The organism is Pseudomonas bananamidigenes, from assembly GCF_001679645.1.
In the GTDB taxonomy this organism is placed as follows: Bacteria; Pseudomonadota; Gammaproteobacteria; order Pseudomonadales; family Pseudomonadaceae; genus Aquipseudomonas; species Aquipseudomonas bananamidigenes.
This window is the reverse complement of the sequence record NZ_LRUN01000053.1, coordinates 33,409-53,101: the sequence shown is the minus strand read 5'-3', so window position 1 is coordinate 53,101 and position 19,693 is coordinate 33,409. Positions and strand designations below refer to the sequence as shown.

Genomic DNA, 19,693 nt, shown 5'->3' with positions numbered 1-19,693 from the left:
GCTGGATTGCCGACGTTCGGGCGTTTAGGTTGCGCGTGTCCTGAATTGGCAGGCTGATTTAATCAAGGTGTTTTATGAGTGTTGTATGGGCAGGGAAGTTTAATAAATATGCCGTTGATCAGAATGATCGGCAGCACGAGTTTGATCTGAAAGAGCGTGAGCTGGTCATGATTGAACTCAAACGGTGGCTTCAGGCGCCACCGGCCGAGACACCGATCGCATGGTGGGACTATCAGATCGAGTTGCAGCAAGGCTCATCGCTTTACAGGATCCACAGACCTGGACAGAAACTGCTGTCGAAGCTGATGGACACGGTGGCCATGAGAAGTGCGTTGACCCAGAACGGTATTGAACAGGACGCGCTCATTTGTGTCGGTGCGGACGGCAAGCTTGAAGTCTGGAGTGATATCGGTTGGCTGGATTTCGTGCAGCGTGGATATTTCAGGCACTTTACCCAGGGACAGGAAGTGCTGCCGGTCATTGTCGACATTGCCAGAACTTCAGGCGGCTACGTTTGGCTGGATGATGCGATTGTCATAGATCAATGGCTGCGTTTTCATGGTTTCGATGTGCCGAAAACCGTTGATCAGGTCAAAAATCTGTTGGCCTGTTTCGAATTTGAGTTTCCAACGGTGGACGATCTCGGGAATTACTGGGGGCAGATCGTCAACGATGATCCTGCATTGTTTGTTTTGTCATCGGATCAGCGGCAATCCATTAAAGATGTCACACGTGAACTGACAGGGGATGACGAGCGGTTACTCGAAAGTCTTTTTCGCAAGACGCGTTCAGATATTGCACTACATGACAATGCGGCTGCCGTTATCAAAAAGCTGCTCAGTCATCCGATTTCCCGAAATTACGCAGAAAAGTATGTAGAGCTGCAAGCCTGGTTCGGAGCGGAACCCGGTCAGGTCATGGCGCCACAGCAACTTGAGCAAGCACTCCTTACTGCGATATTGCTGGATATCAATCCTTTGATCGGGACAGTTCAAGGCCGAAAATCTGTCGGAAGTTACGAGGTATACGCCAGGGAGTACCTGGGCAGGCCGCCTGCCATCGCGCTCGAAGGTTTGCGTGCGCATATGGTCAGCAATCGCTGGGCATCCCACGACACGGCGCCCCTGGCGATTCATCTGGTATTGGCAGCGGTCGCTCCCGAGTTTCTGGTCAGGCAGGTGCCAGGCAATGTGCTGATCGGTTCGCTGGAGTGGGTGAACTTCTGCCGCGCCGTCGCGCTGGTCGAGGCTGTCGTTCAGGGCGCTGCGCGTGTGATGACCTATGCGCAAATCATGAGTTTCGCGCAGTTGGAGCCTGTCAGTCAGGCGTTGGCGGATTTGCACACCGTGGCCCTGATCGATCCGATCGTGGACTGGGCATTGATGAACGGCATCGTGGACCCTGATGAATTGCGCAATGCCGAACAGGCGGGCACGCAGAAAGCCCTGCAGGCTTACCAGCGGTTTGTGGAGGACTTCGCGCAGGTCAGCCGTGCGTATGCCATGCCGTTGCCTGATCGCAAAAGCATCGCCCTTGGCGCCCTGCGGCAGGCTGCACCGGACTGTGATTTCCTCGAGTCGCCATTATTGGTGCAGCGCCCGGGCCTTTACGCTTCACCTGCCGTGATGTCGATGGTCGATTTGCACATGTCCGGCGATCTGCTGAAGCAGGAGTGGGATTTTCGCGCGGTTTTTCCCGACAGTACTGCTCCGGATCTTCTGTCCGGGATCAGCGGTCACCGCCAACCGGTTCTTCACGATCCTGCCGTCATGAGCATTTACAGCCGTTATCCGGAAATACTGAAGATGCCGGCAAACAAGGTTGAATTTCACCGTCAACTGCATGTTTATCTCGGCGAAATGAACAGGGCGCTCGCGACCACTCTCAAGTGGTCGCTGGCCAGGCTTTCTTCCTTTGAACTGCAAGGAATCCTGAACGGTGAGATCACGTTCTTCACCCTTCGAAAGTCGGCCCTCATCACTCGCACCACGCCGATCGGAGGACCTCTGGTCCGCGAGGAACCGGTGGAGAGTCAAGAGGGCAAGGATGCGGCAACGGGGCGTTTCGGTATCGTAATGTGTGTCTCGTACCGAGGACGGATCAGTTGCCATGAAGTGTTCACGCTGCGCGGCGAGATCCATCGCAACGATGAACTCGGAAAACTGATCGTCAATTCCGGCAAGCTCGATTTGGCGGCGCGAGTGGACTTCAGTGGTGACAGGAGGGCGCATGTGCCTTTCACACCTGAAGAACGCCTGCCGATCAATCTCAAATGCTACGTCGAAGGGGTCGCGAATGACTTCAGGGTCAGCTGCAGCCTGGCGATCATCGACAAGCTGGCAACGCTGGCTCGACCCTTGTCGGAATCCAGCCCGCTGCGAAGCGAATATCGCAATTACGGGGCGCCGCAACTGGCTCGTATTGCTCAGTTGATTGTGTCCCATCACCCGTTGATGACTTTCGATCAGCTTGAAGCGGCTGCGATCCGGCCTACGACACTGGAACTGGAGCGGGAGAAGGGCGAACGGGTGGCCACCTATATCGTGGACCTGGCGGTACCGTTCAAAAAGTGCGTCCAGGATCTGACTTCCGGTGAACACAACCCGGTGGTGGACGGTATTTATGGTTGCGCGATGGATGCCATCGCACTCGTGGGAATGTTCGCCGGTGCGGGGGCCAAAGTGGTGTCCATCGTGACAAGGGCGAGCCGCACATCCTCGGCGCTCGCCGGTCTGGCCAGACTCATCGTCGGCACGGGCGTTTCCATTTTCAATCCGCTGGACGACATTCCGTCGATAGTGCGAGGGACGGGAAAACTGGTTTACAGGGGAGGACTGCGTCTGAGCCGTGAAGCTCAGCAAGTCCTTGCAGTGGCGAAGGCGCAGCTGGGGCATCTGAAGGGCGTACCCGCCCGACGTCTCGGCAATCCCTCGAACGTTGTCCAGGGCACCTGGCGTCCACATCCGGGAAGCGCCGATACGCTGACCGTACTGGCGGCGCGAGAGGATTTTCACTGGTATGCCCTCGACCGCACAGGCAGGACCTGGGGGCCGAAGCTGAACAATTTCAGCGTCGATGCACCGTTCATCGCGGCTCGATTTGATAAGACGCTACCGCTCAGTTATAGCCGGCATGTGCTGCAGCACAGTCTGTCCCGGGTGAAAACGAAGGTGGAAAACGCGATCGATGCCTTGAGCGGACAGGACTTCACTCAGGAACGGAATTTCATCATCAAGATGTTTCTGGGGGACGACTCGCAGGACGCACGTGATCGGGTATTGAAGTACCTGAAGCTGATCAGGACCGATTTCGATGGCTTTTCGCTGAGCAATTTCATCCTCGATGCCTACAAGGATATCGGCCATATTGCGGCCTTCAATCGAGAGATCTATCAGCGATGGATCGTGTCGGGCGCAGAACAGCGAAGCAATCTTGCCTTTATCGAAATCCACACCCGAGGCCTCAACCGGCACTTCATCCAGCATGGTTACAACCACGACGTCGTAGCGGATGACTTGATCCATGAGATGCTCCACGGCGCCGCGCGCACAGACGACGTCTGCTATGCCATCGACAAGGCGGGTGACGGCGCCACCGCTCAGGTGCTTGACGTGGCGCCGCTGCTGAATCTGGCCATCGGCCGGCAAGCGGTCATGCCGGAGCAAGCGTCGAGCCGGTTTCACGAAGCATCGAAGGCCTTCGAAAACGCCGATTCCCTGGCCGTCGCCACTTCGCTGCTGAGCCAACTGCTGACCGACAAAACCAGCCATGACAGCAATGCGGCCGCATTGGCCGCTGTCGCGAATCAGGGCGACAAGGCGATCAACGGTCCGGTGTTGATCACCTTGAACAAGACCGCATAAGCCCGTTCAGTTCGCCAGTTCCGGCCGGTCCCGAAATTGCTCCAGCGCTTCGGGATTGGCCAGGGCATCGGTGTTCTTGACCGGCTCGCCATGCACCACATTGCGCACCGCCAGTTCCACGACCTTGCCGCTGATGGTGCGCGGAATGTCCGTGACGGCGACAATCCTGGCGGGCACATGTCGCGGCGTGGTGTTGGCCCGGATGACCTGGCGGATCTGCTGCTGCAGAACGTCATCCAGCGTTACGCCTTCCTTGAGGCGCACAAACAGCACCACCCGCACGTCATCCTGCCAACGTTGGCCGATGGCGACACAGTCCAGCACTTGCGGGACTTTTTCCACCTGACGGTAGATCTCCGCCGTACCGATGCGCACGCCGCCGGGATTGAGCACGGCGTCGGAACGGCCGTGGATCAGCATGCCGCCGTGGGGCAGCTCTTCGGCGTAGTCGCCCTGGGCCCAGACGCCCGGAAACTGGCTGAAATAGGATTTTCGCAGTTTCTCGCCATCAGGATCGTTCCAGAGGCCGAAGGGCATGGCCGGAAAGGCTCGGGTACACACCAGTTCGCCCTTTTCGCCAATCACGGGATGCCCGGCGTCATTCCACACTTCCACCGCCATGGCCAGGCTCTTGCCCATGATCTCGCCCCGGCGTACCGCCGACATCGGGTTGCCGTTGACGAAACAGGACACGATGTCCGTGCCGCCGGACATCGAGGACAGGCAGACATCCGGTTTGAAGTCGCGATAGACGAAGTCGTAACTCTGCGGCGACAACGCAGAACCGGTGCAGAGCAGGGTCTTCAGGTGGCTCAAGTCATGACTTTCACGAGGCTTGATGCCGCTGCTTTCCAGGGTCGCGAGGAATTTCGGGCTGGTGCCGAACACGCTGACCTGCTCGTCATCGAGCAGCTCCAGCAGACGCTGGTTGTCCGGATAAAACGGTGAACCGTCATACAGCACCACCGCGCTGCCGACGGCCAGCGCCGAGACCAGCCAGTTCCACATCATCCAGCCGCAGGTGGTGTAGTAGAACAGTCGATCACCGGGGCCCAGATCGACATGCAACCCGTGCTCCTTGACGTGTTGCAGCAACACGCCGCCGGTGCTGTGAACGATGCACTTCGGCACGCCGGTGGTGCCGCTGGAATACAGCACGTACAGCGGATGGTCGAACGGCACCGGGACGAATTGCGGCTCGTCGCCCGGTTCATAGAAGTCGTCCCACAGCGTGACGTTGGCAGATGTCCGGTAATCCGTGGCATGGGCGTGAGGTCGCGCATAAGGCACGATGATCAACTGCTGCAAGGTTGGCAGCTGCCCGAGGATTTCATTGATCTTGACGGTCTGGTCGATCTCCTTGCCGGCGTATCGGTAGCCGGCGCAGGTGATGAGTACTTTCGGTTCGATCTGGCCGAAGCGGTCGATCACGCCATGGGTGCCGAAGTCAGGCGAAGAGCAGGACCAGATCGCGCCGAGGCTGGTGGTCGCCAGCATTGCCACCAGGGTTTGCCAGGTGTTGGGCATGCAGGCTGCCACTCGATCGCCGAGTACGACGCCGGCCGCTTGCAGGCTGGCCTGGAACCCGGCGACTTGCCGGGCCAGGTCGGCCCAGGTCAACAATTCACGCTGGCCGTTTTCCCCGATGGCGATTACGGCGATGGCATCGTCTCGTCGGCTCAGCAGGTGTTCGGCGAAGTTCAACGTAGCGCCGGGAAACCACTCGGCACCAGGCATCTTCAAGCCTTCGCGCAACACCGCATCCGGCTGCGTATGAAAGTAGATATCAAAGAAATCCACGATCGCCTGCCAGAACGCTTCACGCCGGTCGATGGACCATTGATGCAGGGCCGGGTAGTCATCGAGGTGTACGTGGTGACGCTGAATGATGAAGCGCCGAAAGCCGTCCATGCGGGACCGGGCAATGCGTTTGGCATCGGGCTGCCAGAGGATGTCGGACATGGTTTGCCTCTTATTGTTTGTCAGAAAGCTCCCACGACAGGGTGGGAGCGATCAGTTGCAAGCTTACTGCGCGAGCCAGCCACCATCGATGTTCCATGCAGCACCGCGCACCTGACTGCCGGCCTCGCCGGTCAGGAACAGCACCAGTTCCCCCAGGTGTTCAGGGGTGACGAATTCCAGCGACGGCTGCTTCTCGGCGAGCAAGTCGTGCTGCGCCTGCTGTGGATCGACACCTTTGGCCGCACGATCATCGATCTGCTTCTGCACCAGCGGCGTCAGCACCCAGCCCGGGCAAATGGCATTGCAGGTAATGTTGCTGGCGGCGGTTTCCAGGCCAACCACTTTGGTCAGCCCGATCACGCCATGCTTGGCTGCCACATACGCCGCCTTGCCGGTGGATCCGACCAGCCCGTGCACCGACGCGATGTTGATGATCCGTCCCCAACCTTTGGCGCGCATGCCCGGCAGGCTCAAACGCGTACTGTGAAACACGGACGACAGGTTGATGGCGATGATCGAATCCCAGCGTTCCACCGGGAACTCTTCAACCGTCGCGACGTGCTGAATGCCGGCGTTGTTGACCAGAATGTCCACACCACCGAATTCGCGCTCGGCGTAGGCGATCATGTCCGCGATCTGCTCGGGGCTGCTGACGTCTGCCGGGTGATGGCCGACCTTGCCGCCGAACTGCTCGACTTCGGCGATCACCTTCGAGGCATCGCCAAAGCCGTTCAGTATCAGGTTGGCGCCGGCCCTGGCCAGCGTGAGCGCAATGCCCAGTCCGATGCCGCTGGTGGAGCCGGTGACCAGTGCGGTCTTGCCCGTAAGAGTCGTCATGAATACCTCACACAATGCCAGTGGCGTAGAAAGTGCCGATGACCACGAAAACCGCCAGGGTCTTGATCAGCGTAATACAGAAAATGTCCTTGTAGGCCTCACGGTGGGTCAGGCCGGTGACCGCGAGCAAGGTGATCACCGCGCCGTTGTGCGGCAGGGTGTCCATGCCACCGCTGGCCATCGCGGCTACCCGGTGCAGCACCTCCAGGGGAATGTTGGCGGCGTGGGCGGCGTTGATGAACTGTTCGGACATCGCCGCCAGGGCGATGCTCATGCCGCCCGAAGCGGAACCGGTGATGCCGGCGAGCAGCGTGACGGTGATCGCTTCATTGACCAGCGGATTCGGGATGCCCTTGAGCCAGTCGGCCAGCACCAGAAAACCCGGCAACGAGGCGATGACTGCGCCGAAACCGTATTCCGAAGCGGTGTTCATCGCTGCCAGCAATGCACCGCTGACTGCGCTTTTGCTGCCATCGGCGAGTTTGCTTTTTATCGCTTTGAAACCGAATGCCAGCACCATCAGGATGCCCACCAGCAAAGCGGCTTGCACCGCCCAGATTGCGGTGAGTTTGGCGATTTCGGTGGTGACCGGCGCGGCCATGCCCGGCAGCGCGAGGCTGTGGGTCTTGCCGTACCACTGCGGAATCCACTGGGTGAACAGCAGGTTCATGATGCCCACCGCCAGCAGCGGAGACAGAGCAATCCACGGGTTGGGCAGTTTCAGGTCTTCGGCGGTTTCCGGTTCGTTGCGCAGTTCGGTGCCGTAGCCTTCGCCGGCGTGCCGGGCCTTGTTGCGCTGGCGCTGGAGAAACAGCATGCCGGCGCAAAACACGAAAACCGTGCCGATCACACCCAGCCACGGCGCCGCCCACGCTGTGGTGTTGAAGAAGGTGCTGGGGATGATGTTCTGGATCTGCGGCGTGCCGGGCAGGGCGTCCATGGTGAACGAAAACGCCCCGAGGGCGATGGTCGCCGGAATCAGGCGCTTGGGGATGCTGCTCTGACGGAACATTTCCGCTGCGAACGGGTAGACCGCAAACACGACGACGAACAGCGATACACCGCCATAAGTGAGCAGGGCGCAGACCAGCACGATGACCAGCATCGCCTGGCGGGTACCGAGCAAGCGAATGGCCGCCGCGACGATCGAACGCGAAAACCCGGACAGCTCGATCAACTTGCCGAACACGGCGCCGAGCAGGAACACGGGAAAGTAGAGTTTGATGAAGCCGACCATCTTCTCCATGAACACCCCGGTAAAGGCCGGGGCGACGGCGGACGGGTCGGTGAGCAGGACGGCGCCGAGGGCGGCGATCGGAGCAAAAAGGATAACGCTGTAGCCACGATAGGCTGCGAGCATCAGCAGCGCGAGGGCTGCCAAGGCGATGATCACACTCATGGTGTGCTCCTTCGATTGTTATTTTTGTGGGTGAAACGGGTGCGGGAGGGGCTTTAGCGAGAACTGTGCCAGCTATCTAAGCTATTGAAATATAAAGAAATAACATTTGACTGTATAACGTGCGAAAGAGGTTTGTCTCGTTTCAGAGATTTTTTGTGTCTGAGTAGACGCTTTCGCGAGCAGGCTCGCTCCCACCTTGGTTTGCATTTCCCTGTGGGAGCGAGCCTGCTCGCGAAGCTTTTTGGTTTGTCTCTTTATGGAGATTTATGTCTCTTCAATGAGATTCGGCTATCCCCAGCGCAATCATCTTCTTGTACAGCGTCGAGCGCCCAAGCCCCAGTCGCTCAGCGGCTTCAATGACTTTGCCCCCGCATTGCGCGAGGGTCGACTGAATCAGCTGCCGGTCAAAACGCTCCCGCGCCTGACTGAAGGTCTCGTGGGTTACAGGTTCTGGCAGGGGCGTCAGTGCGCGCTCGACGGGGGTGAACGTACCGATTGCAGAACGAATGTCGTCCGCCGTGAGCATCAAGTCATCACTGAGCAGCGCCGCGCGTTCAAGGACATTGCGCAACTCGCGGATATTCCCTGGCCAGGCATGCTGACCCAGAAGCTCCAGCGCCTCGCGGTTGAGTTCATGCTGACTGCGCAACTCCTCCAGAATCGCTTCGCTGAGCGCCGGCAGATCGTCCAGGCGCTCACGCAGCGGCGGCACCTGAATCGGCAGTACGTTAAGCCGGTAGTACAAGTCGGCGCGAAATTCGCCACGCTTGATCGCTGCTTCCAGATCCGTCGAGGTTGCGGCAATCACTCGTACATCGCTCTGGATCACCTCGTTGGAGCCTACGGGTTCGAATTCCTTTTCCTGCAACACCCGCAGCAATTTGCTTTGCAGCGGCAGCGGCATGTCGCCGATTTCGTCGAGAAACAGCGTCCCGCCCTGGGCAACCTGCAACTTGCCGATGCGGCCCTTGCGGTCGGCGCCCGTGAAGGCGCCTGGCGCGGTACCGAAGAACTCCGCTTCGAGCAACGCTTCGGGAATCGCCGCACTGTTGATGCTGACGAACGCCTTGTGCGCCCGGGGCGAGGCACCGTGGATGGCTTGCGCCAGCAACTCCTTGCCACTGCCGGTCTCGCCCAGCAACAGAACCGGCGACTCGGCACTGGCACTGCGCCGGGCCCGGCGTTTGACTTCCAGACTGGCCGCGCTGGTGCCGATGAAATGGGCAAAGTTGTATCGGGTCTGTCTTGCGCGCAACAGTGAACGGGTCGAGGCCAGTTCTTCCTGCATGCTCAGGTAGCGCTTGAGCATCGGCGACAGCGTGCGCAATTCGTCGAACAGGGCGAAACCGATGGCGCCGATCACCGCGCCGGCATCGTCATGAATCGGCAGGCGCATCACCACCAGCGGCTCTTTCGGGGTGTCCTGCATGTCCAGCAGAATCGGTCGCCCGGTGCGTACCACCTCACGCAACAGACTGCCGGGAATCACGCTTTCACAAGGCTTGCCGATGGCGCCTGCGGCGCAGTCGAGACCGAAGCGTCGGGCGTAGCGCTCGTTCATCCAGACGATATTCGCATCGCGATCGACAATCACCGTGCCTTCACTGGATTGCTCGATGATCTCGAACAACGAACGGATCGCCAGCGTGCGAACCCGTTGGTAATCCTTGAGGCTTTCGGTGGTGTTCATCTGACTGATCCTGAATGTGTGGCGCCAGGCCTGGCCCTATCGCTGGCTTGCCGGCGATAGCCGCAGCGCGGTTCAAAGGTTGGCGCCGATTATGCCTATCCCGGATGCGCCGCCGCCAACAGCTCTTTGGTATAGGGATGCTGTGGCGAATCGAACACGTCATGGCTGGCGCCGCGTTCGACCACCTTGCCGTCCTTGATCACGATCATGTCGTGGGCCAGCGCGCGCACCACCGCCAGGTCGTGGCTGATGAACAGGTAGGTCAGGCCATGTTTTTCCTGAAGCTGGCGGAGCAGGGCGACCACTTGTTTCTGCACCGTGCGGTCCAGCGCCGAAGTCGGCTCGTCGAGCAGGATCAGCGCAGGTTTCAGCACCAGTGCCCGCGCAATCGCAATACGCTGGCGTTGGCCGCCGGAAAACTCATGGGGGTAGCGATGGCGACTCTCGGGGTCGAGGCCGACTTCCTTGAGCACGCGGATTACCTGGTCGTCGCACTCGTCAGCGGTGGACTGGCAATGTACCTCCAGCCCTTCGCTGATGATCTGTGCCACCGACATGCGCGGGCTGAGACTGCGAACGGGTCTTGAAACACCACCTGCATCTGCCGGCGCCATGGGCGCAGCTGTTTCTGGTTGAGGCCGTCGAGGGACTCGCCCTGAAAACGGATGCTGCCTTCGGAATCGAGCAGGCGCAGGATCGCCTGACCCAGCGTCGACTTGCCCGAACCGGACTCGCCGACGATGCCCAGGGTCTTGCCGCGCTGGATGTTCAGGCTGATGCCGTCCACCGCGCGCAGATACTGCTTGCGCTGAAACAGTCCGCCACCGACCACGAAATCGACCCGTAGGTCGTCGACTTCCAGCACGTTTTCCCGTTCGTCCCGGGGCAGCGCTTCGCCTTCGGGTTCGGCATTGAGCAATACGTAGCTGTAAGGATGTTTAGGCTCGGTGAACAAGGTTTCACAAGGCGCCTGCTCGACGATTTCCCCGGCCTTCATCACGCACACCCGTTGGGCGATGCTGCGCACCAGATTGAGGTCATGGCTGATCAGCAGCAGCGACATGCCAAGGCGTTGTTGCAGGGACTTGAGCAGCAGCAGGATCTTGCGTTGCACGGTGACGTCGAGCGCCGTGGTCGGTTCGTCGGCGATCAACAGTTCCGGTTCGCAGGCCAGGGCCATCGCGATCATGACCCGTTGCCGCTGGCCGCCGGACAGTTGATGGGGGTAAGCCTTCAACCGGTCTTTCGGTTTCTGGATGCCCACCAGTTCGAGCAGTTCGAGAATACGTTTCTGCGCTTCTTTACCACCCATGCCTCGGTGCAGCAGCAGGGTCTCACCGATCTGCTTTTCGATGGTGTGCAACGGATTGAGCGAGGTCATCGGCTCCTGGAAGATCATGGCGATGCGGTTGCCCCGCAGGTCGCGCAAAGTCTTGGGGTCGGCACCGACCAGTTCCTGGCTTCGATAGCGGATACTGCCGGTGGTTTGGGCTTCGCTATCCGGGAGCAGTTGCAGGATCGAATGGGCCGTCACCGATTTACCCGAGCCCGACTCGCCAACCAGCGCCAGACACTCGCCGGGGCGGATGTCCAGGCACAGGTTGCGCACCACGGTCTGGCCATGGAAGGCGACACTGAGGTCACGGATTTCGATCAGGTTGTCAGTCATTTCAAGGATCCGTTCATGAACGCGGGTCAAAGGCATCGCGCAATGCTTCGCCAATGAATACCAGCAGCGACAGAATCAGCGCGAGGGTGAAAAACGCGGTCAAGCCGAGCCAAGGTGCCTGCAGGTTCTGCTTGCCCTGGCCGATCAACTCGCCTAGGGAGGCGCTGCCCGCCGGCATGCCGAAACCCAGGAAATCCAGCGCGGTCAGGGTGGAAATCGCCCCGGTCAGAATGAACGGCAGGTAACTCAATGTGGCATTCATCGCATTGGGCAGGATGTGCCGGAAGATCACCTTGCGATCGGTCAGGCCGAGGGCCCGCGCAGCCTTGACGTACTCCAGGTTGCGCCCGCGCAGAAACTCGGCGCGCACCACGTCCACCAGCGCCAGCCAGGAAAACAGCGCCATGATGCCCAGCAGCCACCAGAAGTTCGGCTCGACGAACCCCGACAGAATGATCAGCAGGTACAGCACCGGCAACCCGGACCAGACTTCGAGCAGGCGCTGGCCCATCAAGTCGACCCAGCCACCGTAGTAGCCTTGCAGGGCTCCGGCCGCGATGCCGATCAGGGCACTGACGAAGGTCAGCATCAGGGCGAACAGGATCGACACCCGCGCCCCGAAGATCACCCGGGCCAGCACGTCGCGCGCCTGATCGTCGGTGCCCAGCCAGTTGACCGAAGTCGGCGGACTTGGCGCCGGTTTGTCGAGGTCGTAATTGGGTGTGTCGTCACTGAACGGGATCGGCGGAAACAGCAGCCAGCCACCGTCCTTGCGGATCAGGTTCTGCACGTAGTCACTGCGGTAATCGGCCTGGAACGGCAACTGCCCGCCGAACTCCTGTTCGGTGTGGCGCTTGAATACCGGGAAGTACCACTGGCCCTGATAACTGACGATCAGCGGTTTGTCGTTGGCGATCAGCTCGCCACCGAGGCTGATCACGAACAGTCCAATGAACAACCACAACGACCACCAGCCCCGGCGGTTTTTCTTGAAGCGTTCGAAACGGCGACGGCCCAGAGGCGAGAGCTTGGACATCAGGCGTTCCTCGCGGCGAAGTCGATGCGCGGATCAACGAGCGTGTAGCACAGGTCGCCGATCAGTTTTATCAGGAGGCCGAACAGGGTGAAGATGAACAGCGAGCCGAACACCACCGGATAGTCTCGTGACACGGCCGCTTCGTAACTCATGCGTCCAAGACCGTCGAGGGAAAAGATCACTTCGATCAGCAAGGAGCCCGCGAAAAACACGCTGATGAAGGCCTGGGGAATACCCGACACCACCAACAGCATCGCGTTGCGAAACACATGGCCGTACAGCACCCGGCGTTCGCTCAAACCCTTGGCGCGGGCGGTGATCACGTACTGACGGGTGATTTCGTTGAGAAACGAGTTCTTGGTGAGGATGGTCAGGGTTGCGAAACCGCCGATCACCAGTGCAGTCACCGGCAGAACAAGGTGCCAGAAGTAGTCGGCAATCTTGCCCAGGGTCGACAGCGATTCGAAGTTGTCCGAGACCAGACCGCGTACGGGAAACCAGTTCAGCGACGTACCGCCGGCGAACACCACGATCAGGAACATCGCGAACAGAAACGCCGGCATCGCATAACCGATGATGATCGCCGTACTGCTCCAGATATCGAAGTGACTGCCGTGGTGCACGGCTTTGCGGATGCCCAGCGGGATCGACACCAGGTAGGTGATCAATGTCGCCCACAGCCCGAGGGAAATGGTCACCGGCATTTTTTGCAGGATCAGGTCGGTGACCGTCGCGCCGCGGAAGAAACTCTTGCCGAAATCCAGCTGCGCGTAGTTCTTGAGCATCAACCACAGCCGTTCATGGGCCGGTTTGTCGAAGCCGTACTGTTTTTCGATGTCCTTGATCAATTGCGGGTCGAGGCCACGACTGGCGCGGGAGGTGCCGCTAATGGTTTCGCTCGCACCGCCGCCGACACCGGCGCCGCCGATCCCTTGCAGATGGGCGATGGCCTGTTCCACCGGCCCGCCCGGTGCGGCCTGGATGATCACGAAATTGACCAGCAGAATGATCACCAGCGTCGGGATGATCAGCAGCAGACGCCGCAGTATGTAAGCCCACATCAGTGCGGCCCTCCGGGTCTGCCACGGCTGATTTTCTCGGCCGTCATCTGTTGGTTGGTCAGCGGCGTGCTGCTGATTTCCCACCAGCTCTCGATCGCTTCGTCATTGCTTGCCTGCACGGTCGGAATACCGAAGCGGTTCCACCAAACGGTCGAGGTGCCCGGCGGGTAGTAGTTTGGAATCCAGTAGTAGTTCCATTGCAGCACACGGTCCAGCGCATGGGCATAGTGCAGCATGTCAGACTGGGTCGAGGCGCGGATCAGGCCATTGATCAGGGTGTCGACCGCCGGGTTCTTCAGCACCATGTAGTTGTTGGCGCCAGGATCGTTGGCTGACGCCGAGCCGAAGTAATTGAGCAGCTCACCGCCCGGCGACGTGGTGACCGGGTAACCGGTGACAATCATGTCGTAGTCGCGGCTCATCAGACGGTTCACATATTGCGAGGAGTCGATGCGGCGAATGTCGAGGTTGATGCCGATCTGTTTCAAGGTGCGTTTGTAAGGGAGCAGCAGCCGGTCCATGCCGTTCTGGCTGACCAGGAAGGTGAAGCTCAGCGGCTCGCCCTGGTCGTTGACCAATCGGTCGCCGTCCGGCTTCCAGCCGGCCTGCTCCAGCAGTTCGAGTGCCTGAAGCTGCTTGTCACGGATCAATCCGCTGCCATCGGTTTTCGGTGCTTCGAACACCTGAGTGAACACCTCGTCGGGGATCTGCCCGCGCAGCGGTTCAAGAATCTTCAGTTCGGCCGCATCCGGCAGTTCACGGGCGGCGAGGGCGGTATTGGAAAAATAGCTCTGCTGGCGGATGTACATGTTGCGCATCATCTGCCGGTTGCTCCATTCGAAATCCCAGAGCATGGCCAGGGCCTGGCGCACGCGACGGTCCTGGAAAACCGGTTTTTGCAGATTGAACACGAAGCCCTGGGCCGATTGTGGAGCTTCGGTGGCCAGGTGAGCCTTCTGCAGGCGCCCGTCGCTCAGGGCCGGGCTGTCATAGCCGATGGAATAGCCGGTGGCAGAGAATTCGCGGTTGTAGTCATAGGCGCCGCCGCGCAACACCTGCCGGGCGACATCGGTGTCGCCGAAGTACTCGATGCTGAAGTGGTCGAAATTGTAGAGCCCGCGGCTGACGGGCAAGTCCTTGCCCCACCAGTCGGGATTTCGTTCGAACGTAATGCTGCGCCCGGAGTCGACCTTGCCGACCCGGTACGGGCCACTGCCCAGCGGTGGTTCATAGCCGCCACCACCGGCGAAATCGCGGGTTTTCCACCAGTGCTCAGGGAAAACCGGCAAGGTGGCGATGTCCAGCGGCAGTGTGCGGTTTTCGTTGCTCTTGAAGTCGAAACGTACCGTCAGCGGCGCTTCGACTTCAACGCCTTTGACGTCGGCGAACTGTGTGCGATAACGCAGGCTGCCCTGGGTCATCAGCAGATCGTAGGTGTAGCGCACGTCTTCGGCCGTGATCGGCTTGCCGTCAGCGAAGCGTGCCTTGGGGTTGATGAAGAAACGCAGGGACAGACCGTCTTCGGAACGCTCCATTTTTTCCGCCACCAGTCCGTAGACGGTATACGGCTCATCCATCGAACGTTGAGCCAGCGGGGAGTACAGCAGACCGTCGATCTGAGTGACGCCGATGCCTTTGTCGATATAAGGCAGCACGTGGTCGAAATGACCGATCTCGATCGCCGAGCGACGCATCGTGCCGCCCTTGGGTGCGCGGGGATTGGTGTAATCGAAATGGCTGAAATTCGCCGGGTACTTCGCCGGCTCGCCATACACGGTCAAGGCATGTTGCGGTGCAGCGTCAACCCCGGCGGCGCCCATCAGCAGAGCCGCGGCGGTGAACATCAAGGTGGAGAAAGCCAGTCGCATTGTCAGCCTTAAAGCCGGTTAAACGATAAGCGCAATTTGTACGCGAGCGCCGCATCGTTCGCCAGCCAAATGGTGTGTCCGGAACAAAACGCCCGCTATCCGGCGGGCCGTTACGCAACAGGGTGGGTGAAAATCAGTCCTGACGACTGGTGACTTCCAGCAGGTGATAACCGAACTGAGTCTTGACCGGACCTTGCACGACATTGATCGGTGCACTGAACACGACGGTGTCGAATTCCTTGACCATCTGTCCCGGACCGAACGAACCCAGATCGCCGCCCTGGCGGCTGGACGGGCAGGTGGAGTTGGCCTTGGCGACTTCAGCGAAATCCGCACCGGCCTCGATCTGGGCCTTGAGTTCGTTGCACTTGTCTTCGCTGGAAACCAGGATGTGACGAGCAGTGGCTTTTGCCATGGGGAAAATCTCCAATCAAATCTGTAAAAGGTGGAGCCTACCGGATTCAGTGGCCGATTTCTTTGCAAAGTTCCGTCCGGAGGCCGGCTTTCAGAGACCGGCTGCCTGCAAGCGCAAGGCGTGCTCGACATACAACTGGATCGAATCGACTGCTCCGGCATGCTTGCCCGCAGTTCGACCCAGGCTGCGCAAATGATCGAATGGATAGTCGGAGCCAATCACAGTGCCCAGATGAGAGCTGTAGCGTCCGACGAAGCCATCGTTCTGCAAGGGCTCGGTCATGAAATACTGCGAGAGGGTCCGGCAGATGTCTTGCACCGGATCGGGCTTTTGCAGGTTGATCGACGGCACGATGCCGCTCAAGGAATAGTAGCGCACCTCATTGACCTGCTCGGCGCCCTGGCCGCCCCAGTTCTGCGGTAAACCCTGCGGGTACTTGTCATTGAAGTCGCCGACGGCTTCGGTTGTCAGGGCGTTCAATGCGGCCAGTGCATGCTGCGGCAGCGCTGCGGTCCCATTGAGCAGGCACAGCCAGTCGCAAAACAATGTGGCCACTTTCCGGGCGACGGATTCCGGGAGTTTTCCGGGAATCAGTGCCTTGCGCAGGTAATCCGCAAGTTCCGAACCGTGGTTCGGCCCGCTGACTGATGTCACGGATGCGACCTTGTGTGGGGCGAGCGCTGCTGCGTATCGAGCCGTGAGTGCACCCTGACTGTGCCCGATCAAGTTGACTTTTGCAGCGCCGGTGCCTCTGAGCACGGTATCGATCTGGCAAAGCAGCTGTCCGCCTCTTGCTTCGTTGTCGTGAATGGCTGACAAGTGCGGTACGAAAACCTGAATACCCATGATTTTCAATGCTTGCCTTACGTCGTGGAACAGCTCAAGAGAGCCGATACGCTCGAATCCGAACAATCCATGCACCAGCAGGATGGGATAAAGAGTGGTGGGGTTCCGTAGCATTTTTCATCCTTGATCGCAGAGGTTCATCGATAGTTGCCGGGTGCCACTCTAAAGCAGTCTCGGGGCTCCAGATGTATGACGTGTCTTCCTTGGGTGACGGAAATCGGGTCTGTGTGCGCAGGAAATATCCTTGAAGTTTGAAATCCGGATCGGAATATTTGGACATCTTTTGCCTTGCCCAACGTATTTGCTCCGTCATTGCCTACTTGGTGTGATGCGATTGCTGCCGGTACGTCGAGTATCTGGACGACATCATTTTTCTCGCCTGGCGGGTTGAATAGGGGTTCTTCGACGCAGCAAACCGGCTGCAGGGCGTTTCCATGGAGTGGAACTACGAATGAACAGGCAGAACGAGCGTGAAGCGTTACAGAGCGAAGTTGTAGCCGTAACGATGATTGACTCACCGGGGCACACATGTTTCTACGAGCAAACGGACAGTTTGCCCCCGGCCATTCTCGAACCGGCGCAAGGAGGTGTCCTGGACCCTTCGTTGGACAGGGTTATTGTGCGGATCGCGCCTTATCCCGATATGGCATGTGGTGACAGAGTGATGTTGAGCTGGCATGGCCTAGATAGCGAGGGTTCGCCGTATCGACAGGAGTTTGCGCGATCGATCAGCGAGGCTCGGCTGGGGAGGGATATCGTTTTCGTCATCAGAAGTCCTCATATCGCTGCGCTGGATGGCGGTTCGCTGGAGGTGTTCTGGACATTGCACGGCAAAAAGCAGCTTTTGCCGCGAAGCTCCATCAGGATTCAGCTGAATGTCGGGGACGTTTTATACAGTTTGCTGCCGCCCACGGTTGACGATGCCGTGGGTGGACACCTGGATCCGTCACGTGTAAACGATGGCACCACGGTCACTCTCCAGCCATATGCGGGAATGTCGGTCGGTGATCGGGTGGAACTGATCTGGCAAGGGCCGGCGGAACACACCTGCTTCCGGGACAGGTTGGTCGTCGAATCCTTTGCGGTTGGAATGCCGCTGGTATTCGGTGTCGATCCTCGATTCATCGAGCCGCATCTTGGCAACGAAGTGCTCGTTCGTTATGTCATCGAGCAAATAAGTGGCGCGGTACGCGAGTCGGGAACCCTGAGCATCACCATTGCTCCGCTGATACGCAGGGAACTGTGCGCGCCACAGGTACTTGAGGCACAGAGCGGAGTGCTTGACGTAAACGACACCCAGGATGGCGTCAGCGTGGTGATCAGCCATGCGCAGATTGACGCTGGCGAACTGGTTTATCTCAAGTGCGATGGTGAACACTACTTCCACCGCGATGAGCGTGAAATCACCAGCGGGATGAGAAATGAGCCGCTGGTCTTCATCGTTCCTTATCGTTTCTGGCGTGAACATGTCGATACGACTGTTCGATTGTCCTATTCGGTCGAGCGGCTGGACGATGCCAGCCAGGAATCCGATGTGACACAGGTACGAGTGCAGGGGTGAGCAAGCAGCCTTCCGGAAGCAATGCGTTCCGGAAGGCTGGTTTCATTTCAGGACAGGGAGCCTTTGCGAAGACGCTCGGCAGAAGCGAGCAGCAGACGCTCCGTGGCAGAGAAGCCCAGACAGCCATCCGTTACCGAAACTCCGTAGCGCAAGGACTCACTCAATGGCTGGCACCCTTCGAACAGATGCGACTCGATCATCATGCCAACCAGTGTGCAATCTCCCTGAAGGCGCTGTTCCAGCACATCGTTGAACACCTCAGGTTGTCGCAACGGATCCTTGCCGCTGTTGGCATGGCTGCAGTCGACCATGATTCGACCCGGAATCTTCAAACGGTTGAGTTCTCCATGGATTCGGGCAACGCTGGCGGCGTCGTAATTCGGCCCTCTATGGCCTCCTCGCAGAACCAGATGCGTATCCGGATTGCCTGAAGTCGTGATGATTGCCGGATGCCCTTGGCTGTCGACCCCGAAATGACGATGGGGGTGAGCGGCCGAGCGCATGGCGTCAACGGCGATTGCGACGCCGCCATCGGTGCCATTCTTGAAACCGACCGGCATGCCCAGTCCACTTGCCATCTCACGATGGATCTGGGATTCGGTGGTCCGCGCACCGATGGCCACCCAACTGAGCAGGTCATCGAAGTAGCCGGCGGCCATGGGTTGCAGCAGTTCGGTGGCAACAGGCAGACCGAGGCGGATCATTTCCAGCATCAGTTCCCGTGACAGTGTCAGGCCGGCGGCCATGTCATCGCTGCCATCAAGATGCGGATCGTAAGCCAGACCTTTCCAGCCAACGGTGGTGCGAGGCTTTTCGACGTAAGCGCGCATCACCAGCAACATCTCGTCACTAACGTGATCGGCCAGTCGGGCGAGTTTGCCGGCGTATTCCAGGGCGGACTGCGGGTCATGAATCGAGCAAGGACCGACGACGATCAGCAATCGCTGGTCTTCGCCGTTGAGAATGGCACGGATCGCCTGCCGATGATGAGCGACTTGCAGGCTCAGGGCCGTGTCGAGGGGCAGTTGCTGTTTGAGCTGCAGCGAGCTGGGCAGGCGCTGGGTCAACGCTTCGTTGGCCGGGTTCAGGGTGGACAGTGGCAGAGCAGTAACGGACGAATTCATTTGGCGTCTTCCTGGGCTGGTCGCGGGTCTTTCCCGCCGACTCGGCCCTATTGGGGTGTTCGACAGTTGGCCGGATTGGCTACGTGTGTTGGCTTGCCACCTGTGGGTGACCGATCGGAGGCGGCAGGCTGTCCCGAGCGGAGGCTGCTAAATCGCCAGGCGGCAAAGGTGTCGTAGCGGTAATAAGTGGCGTAGTTCATGTCGTGATTCCTCAAATGTCTGGTGTCGCTGAAAGTTCGGGGCCTGAAAAAACAAAACCCCCGGTCGGGAGGCCGACCGGGGGTTGAGATTTCTCTGGTGGGCGACCCGTTTGTATGGGCGCCGTGTGGGTATCAGGCGCGCCAGTGGCTAAACCAATACCC

Annotated in this window: 12 protein-coding genes and 1 pseudogene; 2 read left to right on the top strand and 11 right to left on the bottom strand. The window is 59.4% G+C overall.

Annotation, left to right across the window (positions count from 1 at the left end; all coding sequences use genetic code 11):
* The first annotated feature begins 74 nt into the window (after positions 1-74).
* A complete protein-coding gene (locus BBF94_RS19060) occupies positions 75-3,863 on the top strand; it encodes a hypothetical protein (protein ID WP_065260525.1) in 3,789 nt (1,262 codons plus the stop codon).
* A 6-nt stretch (positions 3,864-3,869) separates the two neighbouring features.
* On the opposite strand, the gene BBF94_RS19055 is transcribed toward BBF94_RS19060, so the two are convergent.
* The 10 genes and pseudogenes from BBF94_RS19055 to BBF94_RS19010 all read right to left on the bottom strand — a co-directional run bounded on the left by BBF94_RS19055 (position 3,870) and on the right by BBF94_RS19010 (position 16,760).
* Positions 3,870-5,825, bottom strand: a complete 1,956-nt coding sequence (locus BBF94_RS19055) for an acetoacetate--CoA ligase (protein ID WP_065260524.1) — start codon at positions 5,823-5,825, stop codon at positions 3,870-3,872.
* A gap of 63 nt (positions 5,826-5,888) precedes the next feature.
* Positions 5,889-6,662 (bottom strand): 3-hydroxybutyrate dehydrogenase, encoded by a 774-nt coding sequence (gene hbdH / locus BBF94_RS19050; RefSeq protein ID WP_065260523.1) that lies wholly within the window; start codon positions 6,660-6,662, stop codon positions 5,889-5,891.
* A 7-nt stretch (positions 6,663-6,669) separates the two neighbouring features.
* A complete protein-coding gene (locus BBF94_RS19045) occupies positions 6,670-8,061 on the bottom strand; it encodes a GntP family permease (protein ID WP_065260522.1) in 1,392 nt (463 codons plus the stop codon).
* 274 nt (positions 8,062-8,335) lie between these two features.
* Positions 8,336-9,751 (bottom strand): sigma-54 interaction domain-containing protein, encoded by a 1,416-nt coding sequence (locus BBF94_RS19040; RefSeq protein ID WP_065260521.1) that lies wholly within the window; start codon positions 9,749-9,751, stop codon positions 8,336-8,338.
* A gap of 95 nt (positions 9,752-9,846) precedes the next feature.
* Positions 9,847-11,420 (bottom strand): annotated as a pseudogene (locus BBF94_RS19035) (ABC transporter ATP-binding protein).
* Positions 11,421-11,433: 13 nt separating this feature from the next.
* Entirely contained in the window at positions 11,434-12,456 is a 1,023-nt protein-coding gene (locus BBF94_RS19030) for an ABC transporter permease (RefSeq protein WP_065260520.1), read from the bottom strand.
* Positions 12,456-13,517, bottom strand: a complete 1,062-nt coding sequence (locus tag BBF94_RS19025) for a microcin C ABC transporter permease YejB (protein ID WP_065260519.1) — start codon at positions 13,515-13,517, stop codon at positions 12,456-12,458. Before BBF94_RS19025 ends, BBF94_RS19030 begins: the two co-directional genes overlap by 1 nt.
* Positions 13,517-15,385, bottom strand: a complete 1,869-nt coding sequence (locus BBF94_RS19020; protein ID WP_065260518.1) for an extracellular solute-binding protein — start codon at positions 15,383-15,385, stop codon at positions 13,517-13,519. Before BBF94_RS19020 ends, BBF94_RS19025 begins: the two co-directional genes overlap by 1 nt.
* A gap of 133 nt (positions 15,386-15,518) precedes the next feature.
* Positions 15,519-15,800 carry a peptidylprolyl isomerase gene (locus BBF94_RS19015; protein ID WP_041478733.1) on the bottom strand — a complete coding sequence of 94 codons (282 nt, stop codon included), beginning with the start codon at positions 15,798-15,800 and terminating at the stop codon, positions 15,519-15,521.
* A 90-nt stretch (positions 15,801-15,890) separates the two neighbouring features.
* Positions 15,891-16,760: an esterase/lipase family protein gene (locus tag BBF94_RS19010; RefSeq protein WP_065260517.1), complete on the bottom strand. Its 870-nt coding sequence runs from the start codon at positions 16,758-16,760 to the stop codon at positions 15,891-15,893.
* Between the two features lie 337 nt (positions 16,761-17,097).
* On the opposite strand from BBF94_RS19010, the gene BBF94_RS19005 reads away from it, so the two are divergent.
* Complete coding sequence (locus tag BBF94_RS19005; protein ID WP_225875073.1) at positions 17,098-18,207, top strand: hypothetical protein; 1,110 nt, start codon at positions 17,098-17,100, stop codon at positions 18,205-18,207.
* A gap of 47 nt (positions 18,208-18,254) precedes the next feature.
* On the opposite strand, the gene BBF94_RS19000 is transcribed toward BBF94_RS19005, so the two are convergent.
* Positions 18,255-19,331, bottom strand: coding sequence for a 3-deoxy-7-phosphoheptulonate synthase (locus BBF94_RS19000; RefSeq protein ID WP_065260516.1), 1,077 nt, complete (start codon positions 19,329-19,331; stop codon positions 18,255-18,257).
* Between the last annotated feature and the right edge of the window lie 362 nt (positions 19,332-19,693).

Excerpts from the sequence above, each read along its gene's own strand:
- BBF94_RS19010 (WP_065260517.1), bottom strand. The coding sequence starts at position 16,760 with ATGCTACGGAACCCCACCACTCTTTATCCCATCCTGCTGGTGCATGGA.
- BBF94_RS19045 (WP_065260522.1), bottom strand. The coding sequence starts at position 8,061 with ATGAGTGTGATCATCGCCTTGGCAGCCCTCGCGCTGCTGATGCTCGCA.
- BBF94_RS19000 (WP_065260516.1), bottom strand. The coding sequence starts at position 19,331 with ATGAATTCGTCCGTTACTGCTCTGCCACTGTCCACCCTGAACCCGGCC.
- BBF94_RS19005 (WP_225875073.1), top strand. The coding sequence starts at position 17,098 with ATGAACAGGCAGAACGAGCGTGAAGCGTTACAGAGCGAAGTTGTAGCC.
- hbdH (WP_065260523.1), bottom strand. The coding sequence starts at position 6,662 with ATGACGACTCTTACGGGCAAGACCGCACTGGTCACCGGCTCCACCAGC.
- BBF94_RS19030 (WP_065260520.1), bottom strand. The coding sequence starts at position 12,456 with ATGTCCAAGCTCTCGCCTCTGGGCCGTCGCCGTTTCGAACGCTTCAAG.
- BBF94_RS19025 (WP_065260519.1), bottom strand. The coding sequence starts at position 13,517 with ATGTGGGCTTACATACTGCGGCGTCTGCTGCTGATCATCCCGACGCTG.
- BBF94_RS19060 (WP_065260525.1), top strand. The coding sequence starts at position 75 with ATGAGTGTTGTATGGGCAGGGAAGTTTAATAAATATGCCGTTGATCAG.
- BBF94_RS19040 (WP_065260521.1), bottom strand. The coding sequence starts at position 9,751 with ATGAACACCACCGAAAGCCTCAAGGATTACCAACGGGTTCGCACGCTG.
- BBF94_RS19020 (WP_065260518.1), bottom strand. The coding sequence starts at position 15,385 with ATGCGACTGGCTTTCTCCACCTTGATGTTCACCGCCGCGGCTCTGCTG.
- BBF94_RS19015 (WP_041478733.1), bottom strand. The coding sequence starts at position 15,800 with ATGGCAAAAGCCACTGCTCGTCACATCCTGGTTTCCAGCGAAGACAAG.
- BBF94_RS19055 (WP_065260524.1), bottom strand. The coding sequence starts at position 5,825 with ATGTCCGACATCCTCTGGCAGCCCGATGCCAAACGCATTGCCCGGTCC.